Annotated in this window: 20 protein-coding genes and 1 tRNA gene; 5 read left to right on the top strand and 16 right to left on the bottom strand. The window is 59.8% G+C overall.

Annotated elements, in window-relative coordinates:
* Positions 1-14: 14 nt before the first annotated feature.
* Positions 15-1,253 (bottom strand): ABC transporter substrate-binding protein, encoded by a 1,239-nt coding sequence (locus BLR13_RS30210; protein ID WP_074816202.1) that lies wholly within the window; start codon positions 1,251-1,253, stop codon positions 15-17.
* A gap of 15 nt (positions 1,254-1,268) precedes the next feature.
* Positions 1,269-2,879, bottom strand: a complete 1,611-nt coding sequence (gene ggt, locus BLR13_RS30205) for a gamma-glutamyltransferase (RefSeq protein WP_074816205.1) — start codon at positions 2,877-2,879, stop codon at positions 1,269-1,271.
* Positions 2,880-3,034: 155 nt separating this feature from the next.
* Between ggt and BLR13_RS30200 the strand changes: the two genes are divergently transcribed.
* Positions 3,035-3,988: a LysR family transcriptional regulator gene (locus BLR13_RS30200; RefSeq protein ID WP_091976829.1), complete on the top strand. Its 954-nt coding sequence runs from the start codon at positions 3,035-3,037 to the stop codon at positions 3,986-3,988.
* 327 nt (positions 3,989-4,315) lie between these two features.
* Positions 4,316-4,392: transfer RNA gene (locus tag BLR13_RS30195), tRNA-Arg, on the top strand.
* A gap of 1,079 nt (positions 4,393-5,471) precedes the next feature.
* On the opposite strand, the gene BLR13_RS30185 is transcribed toward BLR13_RS30195, so the two are convergent.
* The 6 genes from BLR13_RS30185 to BLR13_RS30160 form a co-directional block, all read right to left on the bottom strand.
* The gene (locus tag BLR13_RS30185; RefSeq protein ID WP_074816213.1) at positions 5,472-6,191 is read right to left on the bottom strand and encodes a helix-turn-helix transcriptional regulator; all 720 of its coding nucleotides are present in this window, start codon (positions 6,189-6,191) and stop codon (positions 5,472-5,474) included.
* 129 nt (positions 6,192-6,320) lie between these two features.
* The gene (locus BLR13_RS30180) at positions 6,321-7,784 is read right to left on the bottom strand and encodes a flavin-containing monooxygenase (RefSeq protein WP_074830940.1); all 1,464 of its coding nucleotides are present in this window, start codon (positions 7,782-7,784) and stop codon (positions 6,321-6,323) included.
* Between the two features lie 82 nt (positions 7,785-7,866).
* Entirely contained in the window at positions 7,867-8,460 is a 594-nt protein-coding gene (locus tag BLR13_RS30175) for a TetR/AcrR family transcriptional regulator (RefSeq protein WP_074816215.1), read from the bottom strand.
* Positions 8,461-8,479: 19 nt separating this feature from the next.
* Positions 8,480-9,103, bottom strand: coding sequence for a hypothetical protein (locus BLR13_RS30170; protein WP_074816218.1), 624 nt, complete (start codon positions 9,101-9,103; stop codon positions 8,480-8,482).
* Position 9,104: 1 nt separating this feature from the next.
* Complete coding sequence (locus tag BLR13_RS30165) at positions 9,105-10,427, bottom strand: saccharopine dehydrogenase family protein (protein ID WP_074816221.1); 1,323 nt, start codon at positions 10,425-10,427, stop codon at positions 9,105-9,107.
* Positions 10,354-11,403, bottom strand: a complete 1,050-nt coding sequence (locus BLR13_RS30160; RefSeq protein ID WP_157793741.1) for a MipA/OmpV family protein — start codon at positions 11,401-11,403, stop codon at positions 10,354-10,356. Before BLR13_RS30160 ends, BLR13_RS30165 begins: the two co-directional genes overlap by 74 nt.
* Positions 11,404-11,676: 273 nt before the next feature.
* On the opposite strand from BLR13_RS30160, the gene BLR13_RS30155 reads away from it, so the two are divergent.
* Entirely contained in the window at positions 11,677-12,090 is a 414-nt protein-coding gene (locus BLR13_RS30155; protein ID WP_074816228.1) for a DUF2147 domain-containing protein, read from the top strand.
* Positions 12,091-12,176: 86 nt separating this feature from the next.
* On the opposite strand, the gene BLR13_RS30150 is transcribed toward BLR13_RS30155, so the two are convergent.
* The gene (locus tag BLR13_RS30150) at positions 12,177-13,067 is read right to left on the bottom strand and encodes an alpha/beta fold hydrolase (RefSeq protein WP_074816230.1); all 891 of its coding nucleotides are present in this window, start codon (positions 13,065-13,067) and stop codon (positions 12,177-12,179) included.
* A 54-nt stretch (positions 13,068-13,121) separates the two neighbouring features.
* On the opposite strand from BLR13_RS30150, the gene BLR13_RS40675 reads away from it, so the two are divergent.
* A complete protein-coding gene (locus BLR13_RS40675; RefSeq protein WP_143039596.1) occupies positions 13,122-13,322 on the top strand; it encodes a hypothetical protein in 201 nt (66 codons plus the stop codon).
* On the opposite strand, the gene BLR13_RS30145 is transcribed toward BLR13_RS40675, so the two are convergent.
* The 3 genes from BLR13_RS30145 to BLR13_RS30135 form a co-directional block, all read right to left on the bottom strand.
* A complete protein-coding gene (locus BLR13_RS30145) occupies positions 13,319-14,500 on the bottom strand; it encodes a saccharopine dehydrogenase family protein (protein WP_083387534.1) in 1,182 nt (393 codons plus the stop codon). The two genes, BLR13_RS40675 and BLR13_RS30145, sit on opposite strands and share 4 nt — an antisense overlap.
* 97 nt (positions 14,501-14,597) lie before the next feature.
* A complete protein-coding gene (locus BLR13_RS30140; protein WP_074816236.1) occupies positions 14,598-14,927 on the bottom strand; it encodes a hypothetical protein in 330 nt (109 codons plus the stop codon).
* A 209-nt stretch (positions 14,928-15,136) separates the two neighbouring features.
* Complete coding sequence (locus BLR13_RS30135; protein ID WP_074816239.1) at positions 15,137-15,772, bottom strand: acyl-homoserine-lactone synthase; 636 nt, start codon at positions 15,770-15,772, stop codon at positions 15,137-15,139.
* A 918-nt stretch (positions 15,773-16,690) separates the two neighbouring features.
* Here BLR13_RS30135 and BLR13_RS30130 point away from each other — a divergent pair.
* Positions 16,691-17,650 carry a LysR family transcriptional regulator gene (locus tag BLR13_RS30130; protein WP_083387535.1) on the top strand — a complete coding sequence of 320 codons (960 nt, stop codon included), beginning with the start codon at positions 16,691-16,693 and terminating at the stop codon, positions 17,648-17,650.
* On the opposite strand, the gene BLR13_RS30125 is transcribed toward BLR13_RS30130, so the two are convergent.
* Genes BLR13_RS30125 through trbF form a run of 4 tightly spaced genes read right to left on the bottom strand, consistent with a single transcriptional unit; the run spans position 17,620 to position 20,798 of the window.
* Positions 17,620-17,859: a DUF2274 domain-containing protein gene (locus BLR13_RS30125; RefSeq protein ID WP_074816242.1), complete on the bottom strand. Its 240-nt coding sequence runs from the start codon at positions 17,857-17,859 to the stop codon at positions 17,620-17,622. The two genes, BLR13_RS30130 and BLR13_RS30125, sit on opposite strands and share 31 nt — an antisense overlap.
* A gap of 7 nt (positions 17,860-17,866) precedes the next feature.
* Positions 17,867-19,087, bottom strand: a complete 1,221-nt coding sequence (locus BLR13_RS30120) for a TrbI/VirB10 family protein (RefSeq protein ID WP_074816243.1) — start codon at positions 19,085-19,087, stop codon at positions 17,867-17,869.
* Positions 19,084-20,085, bottom strand: a complete 1,002-nt coding sequence (gene trbG, locus BLR13_RS30115) for a P-type conjugative transfer protein TrbG (RefSeq protein WP_349532658.1) — start codon at positions 20,083-20,085, stop codon at positions 19,084-19,086. The genes BLR13_RS30120 and trbG overlap by 4 nt, the downstream gene beginning before the upstream one ends.
* A gap of 29 nt (positions 20,086-20,114) precedes the next feature.
* Positions 20,115-20,798 (bottom strand): conjugal transfer protein TrbF, encoded by a 684-nt coding sequence (gene trbF / locus BLR13_RS30110; RefSeq protein WP_074816249.1) that lies wholly within the window; start codon positions 20,796-20,798, stop codon positions 20,115-20,117.
* Positions 20,799-20,867: the final 69 nt, after the last annotated feature.

The raw sequence follows: 20,867 nt of genomic DNA, 5'->3' as shown, positions 1-20,867 counted from the left end.
CAACCGACATCATGCTACTTGGTGGCGATCAGCGGACATTGGCTGTCGGCAAGCGGTTTGAAGGATTGCTCGCCCGACATCTCGGCAACCACCCGATAGTAGTCGCCGCGATACTGTGACTCGGATGGCGACTTCACCTTCATCAGGTAAGTCTTGTGCATGACGCGACCGTCCGCGCGGATTTCCACGTTCTTATTGTAGAAGTCGTTGACCGGCATTTCCCGCATTTTTGCCGCAACGACCTTTCCGTCGTCCGTTCCTGCGGCCTGAACAGCCTTCAGATAGTGCAACACGGACGCGTAAGTGCCCGCCGTGATCAAATTCGGAATAAAGCCGCCGGAACGCTCCATGAAGCGCTTCGACCACGCGCGCGTCTCGTCATTAGTGTCCCAGTAGAACGACGTCGTAAGCGTTAATCCCTGAGCAATATCCAATCCCACGCCCTCAATGTCATTGATGTAAATGACCAGACTTGCCAGATTTTGGCCTGATTGCACGATGCCGAACTCGCGGGCTTGCTTGATTGCATTGAGTAGGTCGGCTCCCGACATTGCCAGGCCAATGACTTTTGCCTTTGAAGCTTGAGCCTGCAGCAGAAACGATGAGAAATCCGGCGATCCGAACGGGAAGCGAACACTCCCAACAACCTTTCCGCCGTTCTCTTCGACGAATCGACTCGCATCCGCCAGCAACGAATGTCCGAAGGCATAATCGCTTGTCAGGAAGAACCACGAATTGCCTCCCTGCTTTGTGACCTGGCTCGCGGTCCCCTTGGCGAAGGCATAGGTGTCGTAGCTCCACTGAGAAGTGGTCCCTGAGCAGGCTTTTCCGGTCAACTCAGTCGTAGCGGCTCCGGAAATCAGCAGAATCTTGTTCCGAGATCTTGCGATTTCTTGAGTTGCGAGCGCCACGGCAGAACCGGCCACGTCCGTTACCGCGTCGACGCCTTCGGTATCGAACCATTTGCGGCTGAGCGTTGCGGCAATATCAGCCTTGTTCTGATGGTCCGCCGTGACGATGGTGATCGGCTTTCCGAGCACCTTGCCGCCGAAATCATCAACAGCCATCTGCGCAGCCTCCACAGAATGCTTTCCGACGAGGTAGGCAAATCCGCCCGAGTGGTCAGTGAGCACACCGATTTTAACGGCGTCATCAGAAATCTGTGCGTTGGCCGCTTCACTCACGATCAACAAGGCCGCGATGGCCAATCCAAGCGTTTTCGCCTTCAAGGTCGTTCTCCTGCTAGAGTTCATTTGCTTCGTGAATGGTCAGACGGCCAGAGCGATCCCGTCATGACCGGGATCGGCGCCGCCATCGAAACCGTCCTTGCCAAGGCGGATGCCATGCACAGCGGCGAACCCAAATGTGTAGGGACTTCGAATCACTTCATAGCCATCAGCCTCGAGTTGCCGCGTCACGCCGTGGGGAATACGGTTTGAAACATCGATTGCATTGCTCGTCGCAGAGAAGCGCGGCGCGCTTACGGCTTCGGTCATCGTCATGTCGAAATCGAGAACGTTCAAAGTGGCCTGCAGCACGCCCATCGCAATCTGCGTGGCACCGGGAGCGCCGATGACGAGATACGGTTTGCCATCGCGGAAGACGATTGATGGACACACCGACGTGAACCGTGCCTTGCCAGGCATGATACTGCCGGCGCGGCCCGGCCTCGGATCGAAGACCGCCATGCAGCCGTTGTAGAAGAAGCCAAGCCCGTCCGTGATCACGCCCGACGGCATGCCGAGCGAGTGAGTCATGGTGACACAGTTGCCGTCGCGATCCACGACGCATACCTGTGTCGTATCCTTCGACGGAAAACCCGAGTTCAATCGCGGGACATTGGCCTTGCTCCGCGCGGCGATCTCCCGCGCCATCTCGGCTGCGTATTCCTTTGAGGCAAGACGGTCGACAGGAACATCAAAGAAGCCGGGATCGCCGATGGAATTGTCCTTGTCGACGGTCGCCCGCTTCATAGCCTCACAAACGACGCGCAGATACTCGGTGCTGTTGTGTCCGATCTCGGCGAGATCGAAGCGCTCAAGAATGTTGAGCATCTCGATCAACATAAGTCCGCCGCCCGGCGGATTGTTGGTGGTGACGTCGTAGCCACGATAAGTTCCGCGCAACGGATCGAGCCACTTCGGCTGGTAATTTGCGAGATCCTCAAGCGTGATCAGGCCGTCATGCTCTCGCATGTCGCGCGCGATGCGCTGCGCGAGTTCGCCCTTGTAAAAAACGTCCGAGCCACCCTCGGCGATCATCCGCAACGTGTTGGCATAGTCGGAATTGCGAACGACATCCCCGACCCGCTTCGGCGCGCCATCTCGGCAGTAAAGCTTCTGTCCAGAGTCGGAGAACGCCAGCCGCTCCAGCCCAGAGGCCCGGCCCATCATGCCCGGATCGGACCAGAAGAACTCGACATGCGGACGTACCATCCATCCGCGCTCTGCCCATGCGATCGCCGGGGCCACGATATCACCCCACGGCAACACGCCGAACTTGGCATGCGCTTCAAAATAGGCCTTTAGCGAAGCAGGAACGCAAGCTGACTGATAGCCGACATCATTGACTTTACCCTTGAGGATGAAGCCGTAGCCATCCCGCGCCTCACCCTCAATGAGATGTTCCCACATATCGGAGCGCGCTGCAGCCGGCGCGGGCGCGTGAAAATCGATATATTGATGAAAGCCCTGTGAGGGGAAATAGATTCCCGCGCTGCCGAAGCCTGCAATACCCGACATCAACGGATCGACAACACCCTGGACGAAGGCGCAGGCAATCGCGGCGTCTACCGCATTACCCCCTGCTTCGAGGATCGATGCGCCTGCTTCTGCGGCTTCCGCTTGAGCCGCGACGATCATGGCCTTTGCTCTGGGCATAATGTTCCCCTTTTGTATAGGTCACCGAGCGCCCTGGATACCGGGACGCGCGAGCCCCAATCCCGCGCTAGCGACACGAGAGCGGCCTCGCATTTTCCATCCCGCTCAAACTTCGAGCAGCCTTTCGATTGACAGGGTGCAATCATGCCTGTCCAATGCCAATCAAGCCTCCATTGATACCTTTGTGTTATTATTCAACCTGTGCTGTCGCGATGATCCACCCCTCTTTTCACTCCAAAATTCAGTATTTCCTCACGGTGGCCGAAACGCTGAACTTTCGACGGGCAGCTGAACTTCTCGGGATCGCCCAACCTGCGCTCAGCCGCAGCATCCGGCAGCTTGAGCAGCAGTTTGGCTTCTCGCTGTTCGAAAGGTCGACGCGCCGTGTCGCGTTAACGCCGGCGGGGGAAGTGCTCTATCGCGACGGAGCCGATGCCATGCGGCGCCTGACGAACGCCTGCGCGCGCGCTGGACAAATCGCAAACGGCCTAAGCGGCTCGATCATGGTTGGATACTCCACGTTCGCTGCAACCGGTCCGATGTCCGACATCATCATCGAATTTCGCAAACTGTATCCGGAAGCTCACGTGGCCCTGCGTCTTCTCGCGTCGTCCGAACAAGCCACCGCTTTTGAGAGAGGCACTATCGATCTCGGCTTCATCATGTCCAATGTTTTGACGTTGCCGCAAAAAAGTATCTTGATCTCGCGCGAACGACTTATCGTGCTTGTATCTGCCAAGCACCCCTGGGCCAATGACGAATCGATAACGCTTGAAACGCTCGTAACTGGACCGATTGTCATTGGCACAGCCAACCGATGGCAAGGCTTTCGATCACTTGTAAATGATATGGTTACTTCGCGCGGACTGAAGCTGAATGTCGCGGAAGAAGCCGACGATTTACCTGTTCTGCTTCAACTGGTTCGATCTGATTTCGGATGCACGATCCTTGACGCATCCTTCATTTCCACGTTGCCACCAGGCATCAAAAAGTTGGAGATCGCAGACACTCACGAGACGCTCGATATCGCACTGGCCTGGCGCGAGGATAATCTGTCGCCTCTGGCGGCTCGCTTCGTCGATGCGGCCAGAGCTCACACGCCTTCCTGAGTGCTCTGATATAGCAGTCCCGCGGCAACGACGTCGTCTGGCACCCGCTTTTCTGACGCGCCCAACACGATTCGAACGTCTGACTGCTGCATTCGGGCCTTGCTCACCCGAACCAAAGCCCCTTACAGGACATTGCCGCCTCGGCTAAATGAACCGATAACGCACCCGTAGCTCAGCTGGATAGAGCGTTGCCCTCCGAAGGCTCGTGTCAACCCAGTTTGTGTGGAAAGGGAGATTGAAAGAGGCTTAGAAGACAAGGACTTGCGAGATTGTTGCTCGTCGCTTCACACCCGCGAGAAATTCGCGTAAGCACTGCGTAAGCACTAGGCACCCGTAGCTCAGCTGGATAGAGCGTCGCCCTCCGAAGGCGAAGGCCACACGTTCGAATCGTGTCGGGTGCGCCATTTACACCAGAGCACACTATCGCGACTTACAGGCTGCCTTTCCACGCTGCCGCGTAGCCACTCTGATTTGCGAATCCGAAGAATCCACACGAAGGCGGACGTCGACCCTGAAGCCGACATCAATTGGATGCGGCTTGCTCCAAATCCCTGCCGGCACTTCAAACAAAATCCGTAGCCCACACCCCGAGCGCAGACAGATTCGCGACGAGCACCTGATATTGCGCTCACTTCGCATCAAGCGATCGGCCTACGAACACTACGATCTCAATGCGGGAGTCGTGCTCCGATCTACCAGCAGGAACGATCCTGGCGGCCGCTTCATAAGTGTTTATGAGTACATCGCGGTCGTAGCCAAGTGTCTTTGGCGCGAAGCCGAGAGCCGACTGTAGCCGTTACCTCCGTGCCGAGACTCCTTTCGACGCGCGGGCGAGAAAGGATATCGACCATGAAGGAGCAATAGGCATCAACCCCGATCGGCGCAGGTTAGTAGGTTCAAATCCTGGACGCGCAACCGTCTCAAATTGCTATTCGAATCCGCGGCTTGAGCAGCCACTTAATGTTGGTGGCAGAGCGTGCAGTACCAAGTGCAGTACCGATCTGGTTTGAGGCGTACGCGGGCGATTGACGTCGCAATTTAGTGTGCATTGGGTCACTCGGGGACCATTCGCGGCCTGGAGACCAGTTACAGCCCAGTCGCAGGAGCGCCAGCATAGCGACGCCGTTGGGCTGAACGCGGGACCGACTGCCCCCCGCGATGGGCTCGCCAAGGCTTCCGCCAGGGATCGAAGCCGAAGGCCGCAGACCGCGTGAGCGGGCTCGGTTCACGAGAGCCCGTCGGGCGGCAAGGTTGAATGAATGGGATTTTGACTGCCCTAGGCCACGTCCAACATCCGCGAGCCCCGCCGCCCTAACTCGATGTCTCGCAAAGCTTGGCCCCCTTCTGCGGTGGTCTGACAAACGTTGGTCGGAATGATGCCCTGTGTCGCCAATCGCGGCCATGCCGACCAATAATCGGAGTCGACCCGCGCCAAGAAAATGATGTCCATCTCGATCAAAGCAAGACGAGATAGATGCAATGCTTACGCGAGAATTTTGTGACGAAACGCCTCAGCTACGCAATGCGCGATAGTCGAGCAATTCAACTTCGCCCGAGCGTTATTGAGATGAAACGAGACAGTTCGAGGAGAGATACTCATCAGCAAAGCCGTGTCAGTCACCGTTTTCCCTTGGGCTGCCCAGGCGAGACACAATCGCTCGCGCTGAGTTAGCTGGCGATCAGAAGGCAATCGCTTGATTTTGTCGATGTCGCTGCAACGTGCATGGAAGTACAAGGCGGCGACGCGAACGAGCAATGCCACCTCTTCTATAACCGCTCGCTGCGACTCGTCACTTGACGCCATCGTGAAGGCCGCGAATCGACCAAAGCCGCACTTGATTGGCACCGTCACTCCGGTCGATATGCCAAATGCCATCGCGTCATTGCGGAAACACCTCTGCCGACAATCCTTTCGGTTGCTGGCGGACGTGACCGCCCATCCAAAGAGATCGTTGTCGAGGTGCGCTCGCCTGACGACAGGATCCACCTTCTGATAGTCAGCCTCAACGTAACGTCGAACCCAGGCAACAGGATAAGACGTAAGTATCTTCGTCGCGTCACAGTCACGTCGAAGATATGCAAACCATTTGAACCCCAAGCCACGCGCAAGCCGACCTCCCGCAGCCTCAAATCCTTTTTCATCATCCGCGATCTGAATGGCGTCAACATACTCAAAGAAAGCCTTCTCTCTGGAAGTGATCATGACACAGAGCGACTTTTTTGACTTGCGAGGATCCTGCGACGAAATGATGCCCGTCGACGGGCACCTGTTGATGTAACCTGTAAAGTGTCTGCACGCGTGGTCTGACGATTGCGATCAGCCTCCCGTCAGCTAATCGATATTATAGTCGGCTCGCCGAAAGTGCCTGGCCCGGCGCCCAAACTGAAAGCAGAACCCTGGCCAGAGCGTCGTGATCTTGCCGCTCTCGGTCTGATACCAGCTTCTGCAGCCAGACTTCCAGACCGTCCCAGTCAGGTCCCGCTGCAGCTCGCGATTATACCGATCGTGAACCTCCGGCTTGACCTCCACGCGGGTCGCTTTCCGCCGGCGTGCCTCCATGATTGTCTCGCAGATCTGGTTCACGTTGGTCTCGATCATATAGATCATGGAATTGTGCCCGAGCCCGGTATTCGGCCCCGTGACTGTGAAAAGGTTCGGGAATCCCTTGATGCTCGTGCCGAGGTAAGCCTCGCCGCCATTCGCCCACCGCGTCTTCAACGTGACGCCGTCGCGACCAACGATATCCGCATTCTGCAGGAACGCAGTCGCCTGGAATCCGGTGCCGTAGATGATCACATCGGCGGCACGCTTGATGCTGTCGGCCGTGACGATCGCGTCGGCACCGACGTCAGCTATGGCGCTGCTGATCACCGAAACGTTCGGCCGGCTGAGCGCCGGATACCAGTCGTTCGAAATGAGGATGCGCTTGCATCCCATCGCGTAGCGCGGCGTGACGAGCTCCCGCAGGGCCGGATCGGCGACCTGGGCTTCGATATGCCGCAGCGCGAGGGTTTCCGCGCCCTTCATCAGCTGCGGCTTGAAAATGCCGATCCCCTGATATTCGTTGTGCCAAAAGATCAACTCGCGATAGAGTTTTCGGACGAACGGCACCGCGCCGAAGATGAACTTTTCCGCACGGGTAAACAGACGGTCGGGGCGCGGCACGACCCAGGGCGGCGTTCGTTGATAGATGTCCAACTGCTTCACGCGCGATGCGATTTCCGGCACGAACTGGATCGCGCTCGCCCCCGTGCCGATAACCGCAACCCGCTTGCCGTCTAGCGCAACGGTGTGATTCCAAGCCGCCGAGTGAAACGAGGGGCCCGAGAAATCGGCCGCGCCATTCAAGGCAGGGATCGCCGGCTCGCTGAGCCCGCCGGTGGCCAACACCAGGAAGCGGCAGCGAAACCTGCTCGCGCCGCAGTCAATATGCCATCTGCCCTCGGACGCCTCGAACCGTGCGCCGCGTAAGGTCGTGTCGAATCGCACATAATCGAGCACGCCGTACTTGCGCGCGGTTTGCTGCATGTAGGCCTTGATCTCCAGCTGCCGCGGATATTTCCGTGACCAGTCCGGCTTGCCTTCGAACGAGAATGAATACAGGTGCGAGGGGATGTCGCAGGCGGCGCCCGGATAGTGATTGTCCCGCCAGGTCCCTCCGATCTCTCTCCCTCGCTCTAGTACCAGAAAGCTGGTGATGCCTGCCCGGATCAGCGCGATCGCCATGCCGAGCCCGGAAAAACCGGTTCCGATAATGATGATCTCCTGGTCGATCTCCGGCTCTCCTGATTGCATCTTCGTCTCCACGCGCTCGCTCTATCAAACACAACTGTTGTGATGTCATTTGGGCACAAATCCTCCCCTCACGGAGGTCGGTTCACGGCGCGCGCGCCGCGTAGAAATCGTTCAGCACAGAGCGGAACACCCGCTCGGGATAGCGGTCGGGGTTGATGACCCACGCCATACCGAGGCCGTCGATAAGCGCCAGGCATCCGATCGCATCGTCGCGCTCGTTGCCTTTCGAGGTCAGAAGCCCGGCGGCCCTCATGCTGGCAAACCCCTTCGTCACCTCAGCGATCTGCTCGCTGTGATGCTTACGGTACTCCGCCATCAGCCTTTCTCGCCCCACCGCGTAGCCCATGAACGCGGTCCATACCCGCCAGTTGTCCTTGCAGTCCTTCGAGGTCGGGAGAATCTTCAGCCAGCACGCCACCACGTTCTTGACGGTCAGGTCCGACTTTTTCTCCGGAAACTCGACCTGCTGCATCGCCTTGATCACACGGTCCAGTGCGAACAGCAGCAGTTCGTCCTTGTCGCGAAAGTAGTGCGTGACGATGCCAGTGGTGCCGCCAAGCTCCTGGGCGATAGAGCGGATGCTCGTGCGATCGACACCGTCCCTGATGATCACGCGCCAGGCGCACTCCACAACATCCGCCCGCCGGGCGCGCTGATTTTCCGACAACTGTCTCATCTGGTCCCGTCCCGCCGAGCTAGTCCGACCGGCGCCCGCGAATCCGGAAGGCCGTCGATACGATCACGTAACTGAACGTATACTGGATCACGCTCGACGTTGCAGCAATGATCGCCAGCGACCGGGCCACGGTGAGGGAGGTGTCGAGGCCTGCCAGTTCGCAATAGCTCTCGATTTGGTCCTGCGCCACCACCGTGGCCGCCACCCAGAGGATCAGCGTGCCAGTCAGCCACAAGAAGCCCGGCCAGAACCATTTCGCGCTCCACGGCAGCGGCGGGGCGAACCGCCCCGCCCGGCGTTGCTTGATCATCCACCCATAGGCGACCAACGAATACGCCCAGGACACGATCAGGCCGCCATAGACCTCATCGAAGACATTTTCCTCGGTCGACGATACCAGCGCCCAGACGATCTCCGCGAACGACTTGCCGGAAAGGTCTGGCGTCGGGACGTAGAGCAGGATGGTTGAGGCATCCCAGTACTCGATTAGAGCAACGACGCACACAATGGGTACGACGAAAATGGCGTCAACCAGCGCCGACACCGCAGCCGGATAGTTCTGTTCATTGATCTGCCGCAGGCACCAACGGCCAACGCCACGCTTGCGGGGGGTCTTCACCGGTTCGCTTACAATAGTGGTCATCTCAGACCGCCTCCGCTCGCACGGTTCGCAACAACGATCCTTCCAGGGCCGGCATGGTGGTGAATGGCGTGAGCCGTCTGAAGAAGCGGTCGGGATCGACGCCCGCTTCCGGAGCGAAGGCACCGCGACGATCCACTTCCCCTGCCATCAGCATCTCGGCCATGATCGCGGTTGGAATGCAGGTGGCGCTCGCCATGCCGCCTGGAATCTCGCCGCGCATCGATACCCCGACCCGCACGCGCTGGCCATGCAGGGTCCCCTCCGCATAGGCCGACAGCATGGGAAGATATTTCTTTCGCGTGATGATCTCGACGCCAGCGCCCCAGGTAAAGCGGGCCGCCTCCTTGAGCGCAGCGCCAAACCCCAGCGTGTCGCTCTGCGCGAACACCTTTCCCAAATAGGCAACCGCATCGTCGAAGGGGATACTCTTCTCCTCGATTCGCCGAGTCATCGACCTGAGCACCGAGATGATCCCCCGTGGCATGTCCATCGCGTTCACGCTGTGGCGAAGCGTCGGAAAGTGGCGCGGCAGTGAGATCGGCTCGGGGTGCCCGATGGTGTGCACCGGCACTCGGCCAATGCCCGGGTAGTCGATACGGAGACGCTGCAGCGGGCGTACATCGACCAGCGCCCCCTCGCGATGCACCCGGATGTGGCCGATCAGCATCGCCAGGAAGTGATGAAGCACAGCACTGTTCTCCGCCACATCGTCGTCGGCGGAACGCTTGCCGGTGCCCCAGACGGTATGCAGTGTATCGACGCGGTCGAGTTCGGCTGCCGCCTTCACGGCCAGCAGATTCGATATCCCGGGACTTGCGCCGGCGCCGATGATTGCGGTGATCCCCGCCGCCCTCGCCTCGTCATCCAGCGCCAGCAGGTCGACGGTCGGCTGCCAGTCGTCGCAGATGTCGAGGTAATGGGTGCGGTTCGTAATCGCGGCCTTGAGCACGATGGTGCCGAACCGGTAATACGGACCGACCGTCGAGATCACAACGTCGGCGCCTTGCAGCGCTGCGTCCAGATCGGCGGCGTCATTTACGTCGAGCCCGATCACCTTGACCCGCGGATCGCCTAGCTCATAGGCGAACTGCCGGGCAGCCTCGAGAGCGCGGTCGGCGATGGTGATCGATCCGAACGTCCTCGTGCCCAGCAAGGTCTTGATCGCGACGCGCCCCATCGCGCCCGCCCCTCCGAGAACCAGCAGCTTGTTTTCTTGGCTCATGTTCAAGTCTTTCAAAGCGAGGGGGCGGCTAGAAATGGTGCTTGACGATGGCGGACACGCCGGAAACCCAGGGCGTCTCGGCCACAGGCGTGCCCCGGACATTATCCGTGAGGTAGACCACGCCACCCAGCAACTCGATCGACAGATTCTTCCTAATCCAATATTCGAGGGTGACCACGGCATCGACACTCTTGATGCCCGCTGAAGGCCGCTTCGCCACGCCGCCTCCGAGCTCGATCAACTCGGAAGCGCGCCCGGTGATGGAGCCTCCGAAACCGTCGGACACCGTCGTAATTGGATCGAAGAGCGCATTGACCGCCTTCTGGTTGGCCCATGTGACCGAGCCGCCGGCGGTCAGCATGAGATCCGGACGCAGCTCGAACACGTGAAATGCGCCCATGGACAGTTTCTCGCTCTGCGATCCGCCGAGAACACGGGAATAGCGCGCCGCGATCTGGCTGTTGCCGAACGTATAAGTCGCGAGGACGCGCAGGTCGGGCGCGACGATGCCGTCAGCGCCGTAGATTGACGGCTCGACCTTCCGGTCGAACGCGCTCTCGTAGGTCAGAGCGAGGCCGACCTTCAGCGCCTCAGTGCTCACGAGATAGACGCCAACCTGCGGCTTGGCGTCCGCACCGATGTCCAGCCCCATATTGTCGGTAATACTGAAGAAGAAGCGGTCATTGAAGGTGATTTCGAAGTCCGGCGCGGCAAACGTCTTCCGGTTCTTCGCGCCCTCGTGGTCGCTCTGATTGCTGAGCCGCGCGCCAATATGACCCTCGACCTTGAGGCCCGACGGCTCGTCCGGCGTCGACATGGCGGCTGCCGGGTCGGCGGCATTGGCCGCCGCGTCGCCGGCCGCCGTAAGCGTCAGCGCAGTTGCGGCCAACGGGTCGGGCGGCGTCGCGACCGCCGCGCGTGGTCGCGGCTTCGCGTGCGGTTGCCCTTCGGTATTTTCCTTCCGCACTTTGCCGTCCTTGGTACGCGCGCCGGACGCCCCATCCGATCGATCTGCATCTATCGTCGCTTCGACATCGGTGACGGCCTGCGGTGTCGTCGAGGCCGCAGGCCTCGCCATTCCTGCCTCGACGTCAATAGTGCCGCACACAACAGCAGCCATGGAATAGAGAACGGCTGTTCTCAAGGAACCACCACCCCACATTGAGTATCCTCCCCAATCGATGCCGTTGTTGGCATTCGTTTACATAACAAGTGTTATGTCGGGCTGGATGTATCACGGTCGCATTTGCTACACAACAACTGTTGTGATTTATTTATGACCGAGATGCGGCGCGACCAATCGAACGCTGGCGCACCGGATCATCTCTCATCGAAAACAGGAGAAACTGATATGCGACAGCCATCCATCGCGCTCGCGGCCGCAGCGATCTTCGTGCTCAACGCTCCCGCATCGGCCGGACAGACCCCCGAATCCGGTTACTTTCTGACGCAAGACAAGACCGGTATCGTCAAGCTCGAACCGTGCGGCAGCAACATCTGCGGGATTCTGGTGTGGGGCCAGGATTTGAAGGACGGCGAACTGGACCGGGGAAATCCGAACCCTGCCAGACGCTCGCGCCCAATCTGCGGCATGGCCGTGCTGCAGTTCGCACGGTCCGGCGACAATGCTTCCGCCTACGATCCCGCGACCGGCAAAACTGAGCGCGGTTTCAAGGTGACCGGTGATGCGTCCAAGCTGCTGCTCGGCGGTAGCGACGGCGAGACCTGGGTGAAGACATCCCAGCCGAGTCAGCCGTGCCGCTGAGCGCACGCGAGATGAGGAGCCTCCGCTTCGGCGGCCGGTCTTGAACGAAAGAGATGTCCATGCGCATTCGCACATGGACATCCCAATCACGCATCGCGGAGTAGCGTCGCGATTTCGGTTAGGATGGAGGCGCAGAGTGCCGGAGTGATCTCGTGCCCCATCGCCGCCAGCGACACGAAGCGGCTGCCGGAAATCCGCGCTGCGGCGTCCCGGCCGTGGGCGATCGGCAGTAGCGGGTCCTGCTCGCCATGAATGACCAGACATTTCGCCTTGATCTGGCTCAGCAGCCGGTACCGGCGCCGGTCCGCCAGGATCGCCGCATATTGCCGCGCGACACCGCTCCGGTTCGGCCATCCGTAGGCCGTCGAACGCGCGACGCGCCGCTCCAGCTCGGCTTGGTCGTTCGACTGAAGAGGCCCTGCGATCAGGCGGCGGAATGCATAGGCCGACGTGATCGCGGCCTGGAGATCATCCGGCTCCCGGTTGCTGAGCACCCGCTGCACGTCGCCGCGCGGTGGCGGCAGCGCGGGCGCGCCCGACGAGGACATGATCAGGGTAAGCGACCGGACGCGCTTCGGATGAGCCAGAGCGATATGCTGCGCGATCATCCCTCCCATTGAGGCGCCGACCAGATGCGCAACGGGAATGTTCAGCGCGTCCAGCAGGGCCACCGCGTCCGACGCCATGTCCGCGACCATATACGGCGGCCTAACCCATTGCGGCAGCCGCAACGTGCTGCACAGCCACAAGCGTAGCAGTGGCGGCGCACCGAGCTCATCGTACCGCGGGGATCGGCCGACATCGCGGTTGTCGAACCGGATCACCCGACGCCCCGTGCCGGCGAGCCCAGTCACAAAAGCGCTGGGCCAATCCTGTAAGGTCTGGCCCAAGCCGTGAATCAGGAGGATAGGAACGTCAGCGGAGCCGCCCTCGCTGTGCCAAGCAAGGCTGGCGTGACTAGATGTTGGACCTTGCATTGAAGTACCTCGACATCGCTAATTGTATCCGCTCGAAGGGGCGTAGGACGGTGGATGCGCGGATTATCCCGATTGGATTTTCCGGTGACGGCATACGCCGCCCCGGATTCTCGGCGCTCCTTATTCGAACCCGCCGAGGAAGATGAACGTCAGCGGCAGCGCTCGCGCATCCAGCGGGCTGAATGGAGCCGCCAGGTGATGCTGCCCGCGCCCGCGCCGCGCCGCGCCGCGCAACTGGAAGCATTTTCATCTTAGCCTCCGTTGTCCACGGCCTGCTCCCCGATGGCGACAAGGTCGGCACCGGATGCAAAGCCGCAGTACGGGGCGAACAGATCGAAGAACCATGCCGGGTCGATCACCTCCTCTGGCGTCAGCACGCCGACGGGTGGCCGCGTGGCCGCGCGCGCAAACAGATGCAGAGCCAGACCGAGCGGCACACCGGTCACCCCGGCCATACCGCCCGGCGGCAGGCCGCGCAGCGATGCGGCACAAATCACAGCTTGGCCAGCCTTCTCGCCGCTCGCCCATCCGAATAGGGATGGCCGGTCGGTCACCGCGCCAGACCGCCCGCGCTCAGCTCCTGAACCATTGTCAGATTTTCTGAGTTCGCGGGCTGCCTCCTTCAGCGACAGGATCTTGCTGTCGACGAGAGTCTGCAGCGCGCGCAGGCCGGCAAAAGTGCGCTCGTTCGCACCCGTCATAACGTTGGCGCAGGCCTGCAGCCCGGCAAAGACACGCGGCAGCGTGACCGCTTCCGGATGACCGACAGTCCAGACCGCGATCCGGCCAATATTGGGAAAGTCTATCTCCCGGCGCTGCAGCGGCTTCACCAGGGCCGCCGCGCCCCCACTGTGGATGCGGATTTCACCTGACAATTGCTGCATCCAGTGGACCAAGGCGGCACTCGGCTCGTCCGACGGCGATTTGCCGTGGCCGGTTGTCTCCTCCGCGCCATCGATTGACCAGCCCGTCAAGAGCTCGCGCGGCCGCTCCAGCGCCCGCGCCGCCGTCACCGCCAGCAGGTTGGTCAGCCCCGGGCTCGCGCCCATCCCTAGCACCGCAGTGACGCCGCGCGCCTTCGCACGCGCATCCAGCTGAAGCATCTCGAGCGTCGGCTCCCAGTCGTCGCAGATGTCGAGATAGTGCGCGCCGGCTGCGATTGCGCCCTCGAGGACCGGTACACCGAGCTCGAAAAATGGCCCCGACGCATTCATCACCACGTCGGCGCCATCGAGCAGCCCGGCGAGAGCGCGCTCATCACGGACATCGACGCGGACCGGGCGCGCCCTGCCGCGATGCCGCGCCGCGACCTCCTCCGCGCCGGCGAAGTGGCGATCGGCCACCACGACCTCGCAAACGAAATCGAGCTCCACGGCCACTCTGACCGCGGCACGGCCCATGCCGCCCGCGCCGCCCAACACAACCACTCGCATTAAACCGATCTCCCTCCAAACGACGTGACCAATTTACACAACAGTTGTTATGTTTGTCCATCCCTCCTCGGTTTCACGAGACCCGCCCGGGCGCGCTTCAACAGGATAGAAGCGGCCGCACCTTGCCTATCGCGACCGGACCGTCGCACGACACGGCCCATTCGAGGAGGGCCTGCCGAACCGTAATGGTTAGAACGCCATGCAGGGCAAACGGGTTGAAGACGAGCGGGCGATCGCCTTCCCGCCTCGGCACCGAGAGATCCGCAAGCACGCGAACATCATATCCGTGGGCACCTCCTTCAAGGGCCGCGATCAGCACGTCCTCCTTGAGCAATGCGCCCCCAAGGAACACAATGCCGGCCTTCCCCATTGCGAGGGACAGCGCGCGTGACCCGTCACGCCACAAACGCAAAGGATCGACATCCACGACCGCAAATGCAGAGACAGGGTCTGCCGATCCTGCGGGGTCGTTTTCTCTAACGACGCAGCATGAATGTTGAAGATGTCTCGCGCCGCCGACAGCAATGTTACGTGGCTGCGCCAACCATCTGAATTCTGCACAGCTTCGCGTCCTGCGCAGCGAGCCGATGGATCAAAACGCGGCTATGACGCGGGTCGGCCAGCATCGCGTTTGTTTCAGGCCTGGACGTTCGACGGTGTTCCTAACACCGGCCCCACAACACCTGCTTGGCGATACATCGTAGCCAACACCTCATCTGAATCGTGCAGATAGCCCGCGAGCGCCATGGTCGCCCCGATCGGACGCGGCGACGCAATACGCTCAAGCGGCCAGCCTGCGCGCCGGAGGACCCGTTCCATACGCAGATCGGTTACGGTCACGATCGACTTTGCATCGACGGCACGAATACCTTCAATCATGGCGGCGAACAACATGAACGTGGCTCGGTTCAAGCCGTGTGCGCCCAACTCCCCGGCGAGCCTCGTATCAACGCAGAAGCGCGAGCTTTCAAGAATCGTTTCGCTTCGTGGCACTGGGTGGCCATCCAACAGCGCTGAAAATGTCTCTCCGAGCATCGTTGGTGCCGTAGTCGGCAGCAACCTCACGCATCCGACGACATCGTCATTGTCCGACAGCACCAGCAGATAGAAAGGATTTAGCGTGTCAAAGACGTCAAGTTCGAGCCCCCCGGAGACAACTACATTCCAGTTCAGGCGATCCTGAAAGACCCTGCCGCGTAGCTGATACATAGCTCTGAGCAAACCAAGGTGGTTACCGAACTGGCTGCTTCCAAGCGCAACGGCTTTCATCATGACCTCTCGCAAAATGACGCAGAGATCACAAAATCAGACCACAACCGCTGGTTCGCCTGTCAAATTCTACAGGAGACGAGCTGGAGTCAACTGAGAAGTCCAAGCAGATCAAACAGGAAGCAGGTCATCGCGGGGCCGCAACGCAAGCACCTGCTTAGTCTTTTAGGGTGCCCGTCGCTCCGGAAGCGAAATCCTCTCATAGGTGGTGAAACAGCGCCCCATTTGAAGTCCATCAAGCATTTAGCTTCGCTCAACGCCGATCTAGCTCGCATCGCAGAATCACGCGCTGGCCTGCTCCCCGCGGAGTTGGCTGATCAGTATTTTCTTCGGCGAGATCCGCCGCTGCGGCCGTCACTGACTGCCCGGTGCCGTCTCGTTCAATGACCACCGATCCACCGGCCCTTGAACCATACGACCACAGCACCGATTAGAGCCGTGATGAGGCCGCTCCACTAGATCGATCGCGATCGTGTGGCGTTGATGGACCAAATGTACAGAAAGGCTCCCAGCACGACACCACAGTGCTTCCGAAAGTCACCGCTTCTGCGAGCGATCTCAACGAGGTCCGAAGACCTGACGTGCTCATCCGACATCATTGAACCCTAACGGATTGAGACGCGAATATAGGGGTGATTTGGGTACGAACTTTCCGATTTCCGAATGATGTGATCGGAGAGCCTGATGTCGCAGCGGTCAGATCGCTTGCGTAGCGCAGTCCATTGCGTCGGTCCACGGCATCGTGCCCTCCCTCGAATCTTTGCAAATCCGAAGGAATCACAGCCTGCCAAAATCACTCACTCCTTTTTCGGTCAGGCTCTTAGGAGAAATGCTCCCTGTTAAATCATACAGCTGCGCTCGGATCTAAGTTAACCTACCCTGCGCAGATCACCTATATCGCCGAATGCCAGAGGTGTCCAAGTGGATGCGCAACTTTCGGCCAACTCCGACCGCCGCTTTTCAGGACACGCGATCGAGCTCAAGCATCTTCGATCCGCGGTACTAGCACACAGTTGCGGCAGTTTTCGGAAGGCCGCTCGCCTACTTTCTATTCGGCACTCGGCATTGAGTCGGTCGGTGGCTCAACTCGAGCACCTTGTTGGGACCGCCCTGTTCGAGCGATCGTCGGCGGGCATACAGCCTACTTTCGCGGGCCACATCTTCCTAAATCGTGCTAACGTGATCTTGGACCAAATTGACGCACTTCTCGAATCAACAGCCGACATCGCGCGTGGTGAATCTGGTCGCCTATCGGTTGGCCTGTGCACATCCGTTGCAACAGGGACACTGAGGGATCTCTTAGCTGACTTTGGACGGCGCTGTACGCGGATTGAAATGGCCGCGATTGAGCGATCGCCGCCGGCGTTACACAGATTTCTCCAGAGTACAGCCGCAGATATTATCATTGTTCCCGGAGGATCCAGGTCGATCGCCCTTGGAGCACTAGCGCTTTGGCACGAACGCATTTTTGTTTTGCTGTCGGCTGCTCATCCTCTAGCTGCTCGCGAAACGATCCGTTGGACAGATCTTCATGATCAAACCATTTTGCTCGGAACGTCAGATCAAGCAGGTAGCCTGGAGGAGATGATTGAATCGGAGCTTTTGATGCATGGGATCGCCCAAAACGTGCAGCGACATGACGTAAGCCGACACTTAGTTTACGGCTTTACAAGTATGGGACTCGGCGTGAGCTTTACGCTAGACTCCGATACTGGAGTTGTCGGAAACAATGTGGTTTGCCGTGAGTTACACGACGACCGAGGTCAGATGGACGTATGCTTCTATGCTCATTGGCTCCCGAACAACGAAAATCCAGCCCTACACCGGTTTCTGACTTTCTTAACCGAGCGCTATCCGTCACCGACCGTCGGTGAACGATGAATGCGCTTTGACCTCGCAAATCCTCTGTCCGCGGCCATGAACCGCGCTAACATGGGCGCAATCAGTTTGGTCGGCTCTATCGCTTGACCGGTTTCGCGTGCCAGAGCCTCCGCGTAGGCGACTAAATCTCGATGTACTGCGGCTGGCAACTCCGCCATGATCTTGACTGGTTTTTCGTCCAGAAGTGTTTCGATCTTAAGTTTCGGCACCTGACTTTCATCCCCTGTATAGCTCGAGAACTAGATCTCGATTAACAATGACACGAACCGGAAAACCCGGTCGTATGGTCAGAGTCGGCTGAATATTGAGGCTGCGACGAACAACCTGCTGGCCGGTTTGATTCAGCGCGTCCCCTGCTCCGTGTCGCAATGCCTGGATAATTGTACTGTCATTGTTGTTGCTATCGGAACCCGCGCCAAGCTCCGTGCCGACAGCCAGCAAAGTGGAGAGAGCCGCCGACTTGAATAGTTCCCCCCAATGATTGTCGACTTCATCTTGCAGCCCAGAATATCCCGCCGTGTCAGCGCCCTGCTGGCGCTCCAACACGATCGAGCGACCGTTCGGCATGATCAACCGCGTCCAGACGAGCAGCAGCCGGGATTGGCCAAAGGCTATTTGGCTATCGTAGATGCCGATTAGCCGCGCCCCCTGCGGGACAAGCAGAAAACGGCCGGTCGGCGTGTCATAAACACCTTCGCTGACTTGCGCCGTGATCTGGCCTGGAAGGTCCGATCGGATCCCGGTGATCAGGGCTCCCGGAATGACGGTTCCAGCCTGCACGATATACGGTGAGGGCGGCTTGGTGACGCGGTCGGGGCTTACTGTACGGCGATCCACGGATGCGTTGACGAAGGCGAGTTTCCTGTCCTGACCGTTCTGCGCGGATCCATCGTCGCTATTGCTGGTCGAGATCGATGGAGCATTTCGGTCGCTCCCCTGAGCCACGGCAGCAGGCGGACGTGCTTCTCTTCCATTGGTCGAAGCAAACAAATGGCTGATACGGGCTGCTTCGGCTTCCTGGTCCCGGCGCTGCTGTTCCGCATCTGGAGCCGTGGCGCCGATCGTCGGCGACTGCCCTTGAGCAGCAAGAATTGGCCGGCCAAGGTCTCCAGGGAGCGGCGGACCGAGTTGCGGGATCACTTGGCGTTCCACACCCGCGTAGTCTTTCGGCAGCGCCGCAATGCCGTCGGCAATATTGTGATGATCGGTGCTGTAGAGCTCATCGGCCGCCTGGTTTCGGGAGCGATTGCTCTGCAACGACCACAACACAGCTCCAGCGATGACAAGCAACGCAACCGCACTCCCTCCCGCCAGGACCTTTCGTGACAACCGTGTCACGCGCGGATGCTCCGCGCTTAACCGGAAGCTCTTGGACTGCTCGTCCTGTATTTGCTGCGGAACCACCTGCTCGTGATCGTTTCCGTTCTGAGCATTCATGACGAGGGCCTCCCGTCAGTCCTGACAATTCTGACCTTCTGCTGGTGCTCACCACCGAGCCGCAGTTCTGCGGCTGCAAATAGCCGATCTACGATAAACACATTGCCGTAGGCGCGATAGTTGACGAGTTGGGTCTTGCCGTCGGGGCCGATGACGAAGAGGGGTGGCATCTCGCCTTGCACAATCCCTTGCGGGAATTCGATATAGACCTTGCGGCCATCATCATACGCTGCTAGCGGCCGCCAGGGTGGACTGTCCCCTTCGATCGCGTAACGAAAGACACGCTGGGCCGGATCCGGAAGAACGGGTCTCAGGGCGGCCGTTCGCGATCGTTCGCGAACGGTTTCCGGGTAGTACCAGGCAACGGATGGCATGTATGGCCGCTCACGGGAGCGGAGCTCGATCAGGTAGGTGCGTCGATCGGTATTGACGACAAGGTTGGTTTCGATCGAGGCGCGGGTCGGCTTCACCAGGATGTGGACGCGCCGCGTGTCACCACTCCCGCTCTCGGTATCGCCCACCACCCAGCGCACTGTGTCTCCGACCGCGATTGGTCCTGATCCCGTCAACTGCTCTCCCTCTTCGAGCGCAATATCCGTGATCTGGCCGGGCGCGGCGTAAACCTGGTAGAGCGCCCCGGGGCTGTATGCGTAGATTTGCGCCGCGTTGAAATATCCCTTCTTGCGCGGTTCGACCCTCGCCGCGCTGTTTGCTGTCTCAACCCGGCTCACAGGTTCGACCTCTTCCTTGCCTCCCGACTTGCCGCCCAGAACAGGTTTCCAGAGCGGTGGAACGTGAAGCGGCTGCAGTCTGTCGTCGACCGGCATCGGAGGCGCCGGCATTGGCGGAACTTCGGTGTCATAGCTCATCTCCGGCGGAATGTAGGTCGCGCAACCTCCGAGAATGGACGTACAAAGCAGAAGGGCACATAGGAGCGTTCGCCTCGAGGCCACAGATTCGGACCAGGTGACGTTGAGCTGGCGGCGTGCAATGGGCAGCTTCGCAGAAGCGTCAGGCGTCGTTTTGGTCACTGACCCAACTCCTTCGACCAGTTGATGGCGCGGACGTAGACGCCAAGGGGGTTTTTGCGCAGGCGTTCGGCGTCGTGCGGCGTCTCGATCACGACCGTGAGAATGGCGGTCCAGCGCTCGGTCGAACCCAGCGAGCCGTTGTCGTAAATGCGTTGGATCCACGCGATCCGAAAACTTTCCGACGACGCGCGGATGACGCTCGAGACATCGACCGAGATCTGCGCCTTACCCAACTTGGCAAAGGGATCGTTGTTACGCGCATAGTCGTTGAGCGCGGCCGCCCCGCGATCGGTCGTAAAATCATAGGCCCGAAGCCAATTTTGACGCAGAACGACGCCGTCAGCCGGCAGGCTTCTGACATCTTCGATAAAGCGGGCCAAGTGGTAGGCGATCTGAGCGTCGGTGGGTTGATAGTCGGTATTGGCCGGCGTAACCCTTTGGGCCTGCCCGAGATGATCGACTTCAACCACCCAGGGCGTGATCGACCCTTGCGCCGATTGCCAGACAAGTCCGCTTGCTAGACCGGCTGACAGCATGAGGCAGCCAAAGGCCATCAGGCGCCAGTTCTTGGCTTGCACGCGTGCCGATCCGATGCGTTCGTCCCAAACCTGCGCTGCCTTTTGGTAGGGTGTACCCGGTTCGGGCATGCGCCCGTAATGAACTGATGGTCGTTTGAACATCGATAGTTGCCCCTTGGGATCAAGCGATTGGTTTCAAGTCGTGCGGTGTCCGGGTTGATGCGTCACTGC

This window comes from Bradyrhizobium ottawaense (assembly GCF_900099825.1).
In the GTDB taxonomy this organism is placed as follows: Bacteria; Pseudomonadota; Alphaproteobacteria; order Rhizobiales; family Xanthobacteraceae; genus Bradyrhizobium; species Bradyrhizobium ottawaense_A.
Note: the sequence above shows the minus strand (reverse complement) of the source record. Positions and strands in the feature narration are given on the sequence as shown.

Excerpts from the sequence above, each read along its gene's own strand:
- BLR13_RS30210 (WP_074816202.1), bottom strand. The coding sequence starts at position 1,253 with ATGAACTCTAGCAGGAGAACGACCTTGAAGGCGAAAACGCTTGGATTG.
- ggt (WP_074816205.1), bottom strand. The coding sequence starts at position 2,879 with ATGCCCAGAGCAAAGGCCATGATCGTCGCGGCTCAAGCGGAAGCCGCA.
- BLR13_RS30200 (WP_091976829.1), top strand. The coding sequence starts at position 3,035 with ATGCCAATCAAGCCTCCATTGATACCTTTGTGTTATTATTCAACCTGT.
- BLR13_RS30185 (WP_074816213.1), bottom strand. The coding sequence starts at position 6,191 with ATGATCACTTCCAGAGAGAAGGCTTTCTTTGAGTATGTTGACGCCATT.
- BLR13_RS30180 (WP_074830940.1), bottom strand. The coding sequence starts at position 7,784 with ATGCAATCAGGAGAGCCGGAGATCGACCAGGAGATCATCATTATCGGA.
- BLR13_RS30175 (WP_074816215.1), bottom strand. The coding sequence starts at position 8,460 with ATGAGACAGTTGTCGGAAAATCAGCGCGCCCGGCGGGCGGATGTTGTG.
- BLR13_RS30170 (WP_074816218.1), bottom strand. The coding sequence starts at position 9,103 with ATGACCACTATTGTAAGCGAACCGGTGAAGACCCCCCGCAAGCGTGGC.
- BLR13_RS30165 (WP_074816221.1), bottom strand. The coding sequence starts at position 10,427 with ATGTCCGGGGCACGCCTGTGGCCGAGACGCCCTGGGTTTCCGGCGTGT.
- BLR13_RS30160 (WP_157793741.1), bottom strand. The coding sequence starts at position 11,403 with ATGGCGAGGCCTGCGGCCTCGACGACACCGCAGGCCGTCACCGATGTC.
- BLR13_RS30155 (WP_074816228.1), top strand. The coding sequence starts at position 11,677 with ATGCGACAGCCATCCATCGCGCTCGCGGCCGCAGCGATCTTCGTGCTC.
- BLR13_RS30150 (WP_074816230.1), bottom strand. The coding sequence starts at position 13,067 with ATGCAAGGTCCAACATCTAGTCACGCCAGCCTTGCTTGGCACAGCGAG.
- BLR13_RS40675 (WP_143039596.1), top strand. The coding sequence starts at position 13,122 with ATGCGCGGATTATCCCGATTGGATTTTCCGGTGACGGCATACGCCGCC.
- BLR13_RS30145 (WP_083387534.1), bottom strand. The coding sequence starts at position 14,500 with ATGCGAGTGGTTGTGTTGGGCGGCGCGGGCGGCATGGGCCGTGCCGCG.
- BLR13_RS30135 (WP_074816239.1), bottom strand. The coding sequence starts at position 15,772 with ATGATGAAAGCCGTTGCGCTTGGAAGCAGCCAGTTCGGTAACCACCTT.
- BLR13_RS30120 (WP_074816243.1), bottom strand. The coding sequence starts at position 19,087 with ATGAATGCTCAGAACGGAAACGATCACGAGCAGGTGGTTCCGCAGCAA.
- trbF (WP_074816249.1), bottom strand. The coding sequence starts at position 20,798 with ATGTTCAAACGACCATCAGTTCATTACGGGCGCATGCCCGAACCGGGT.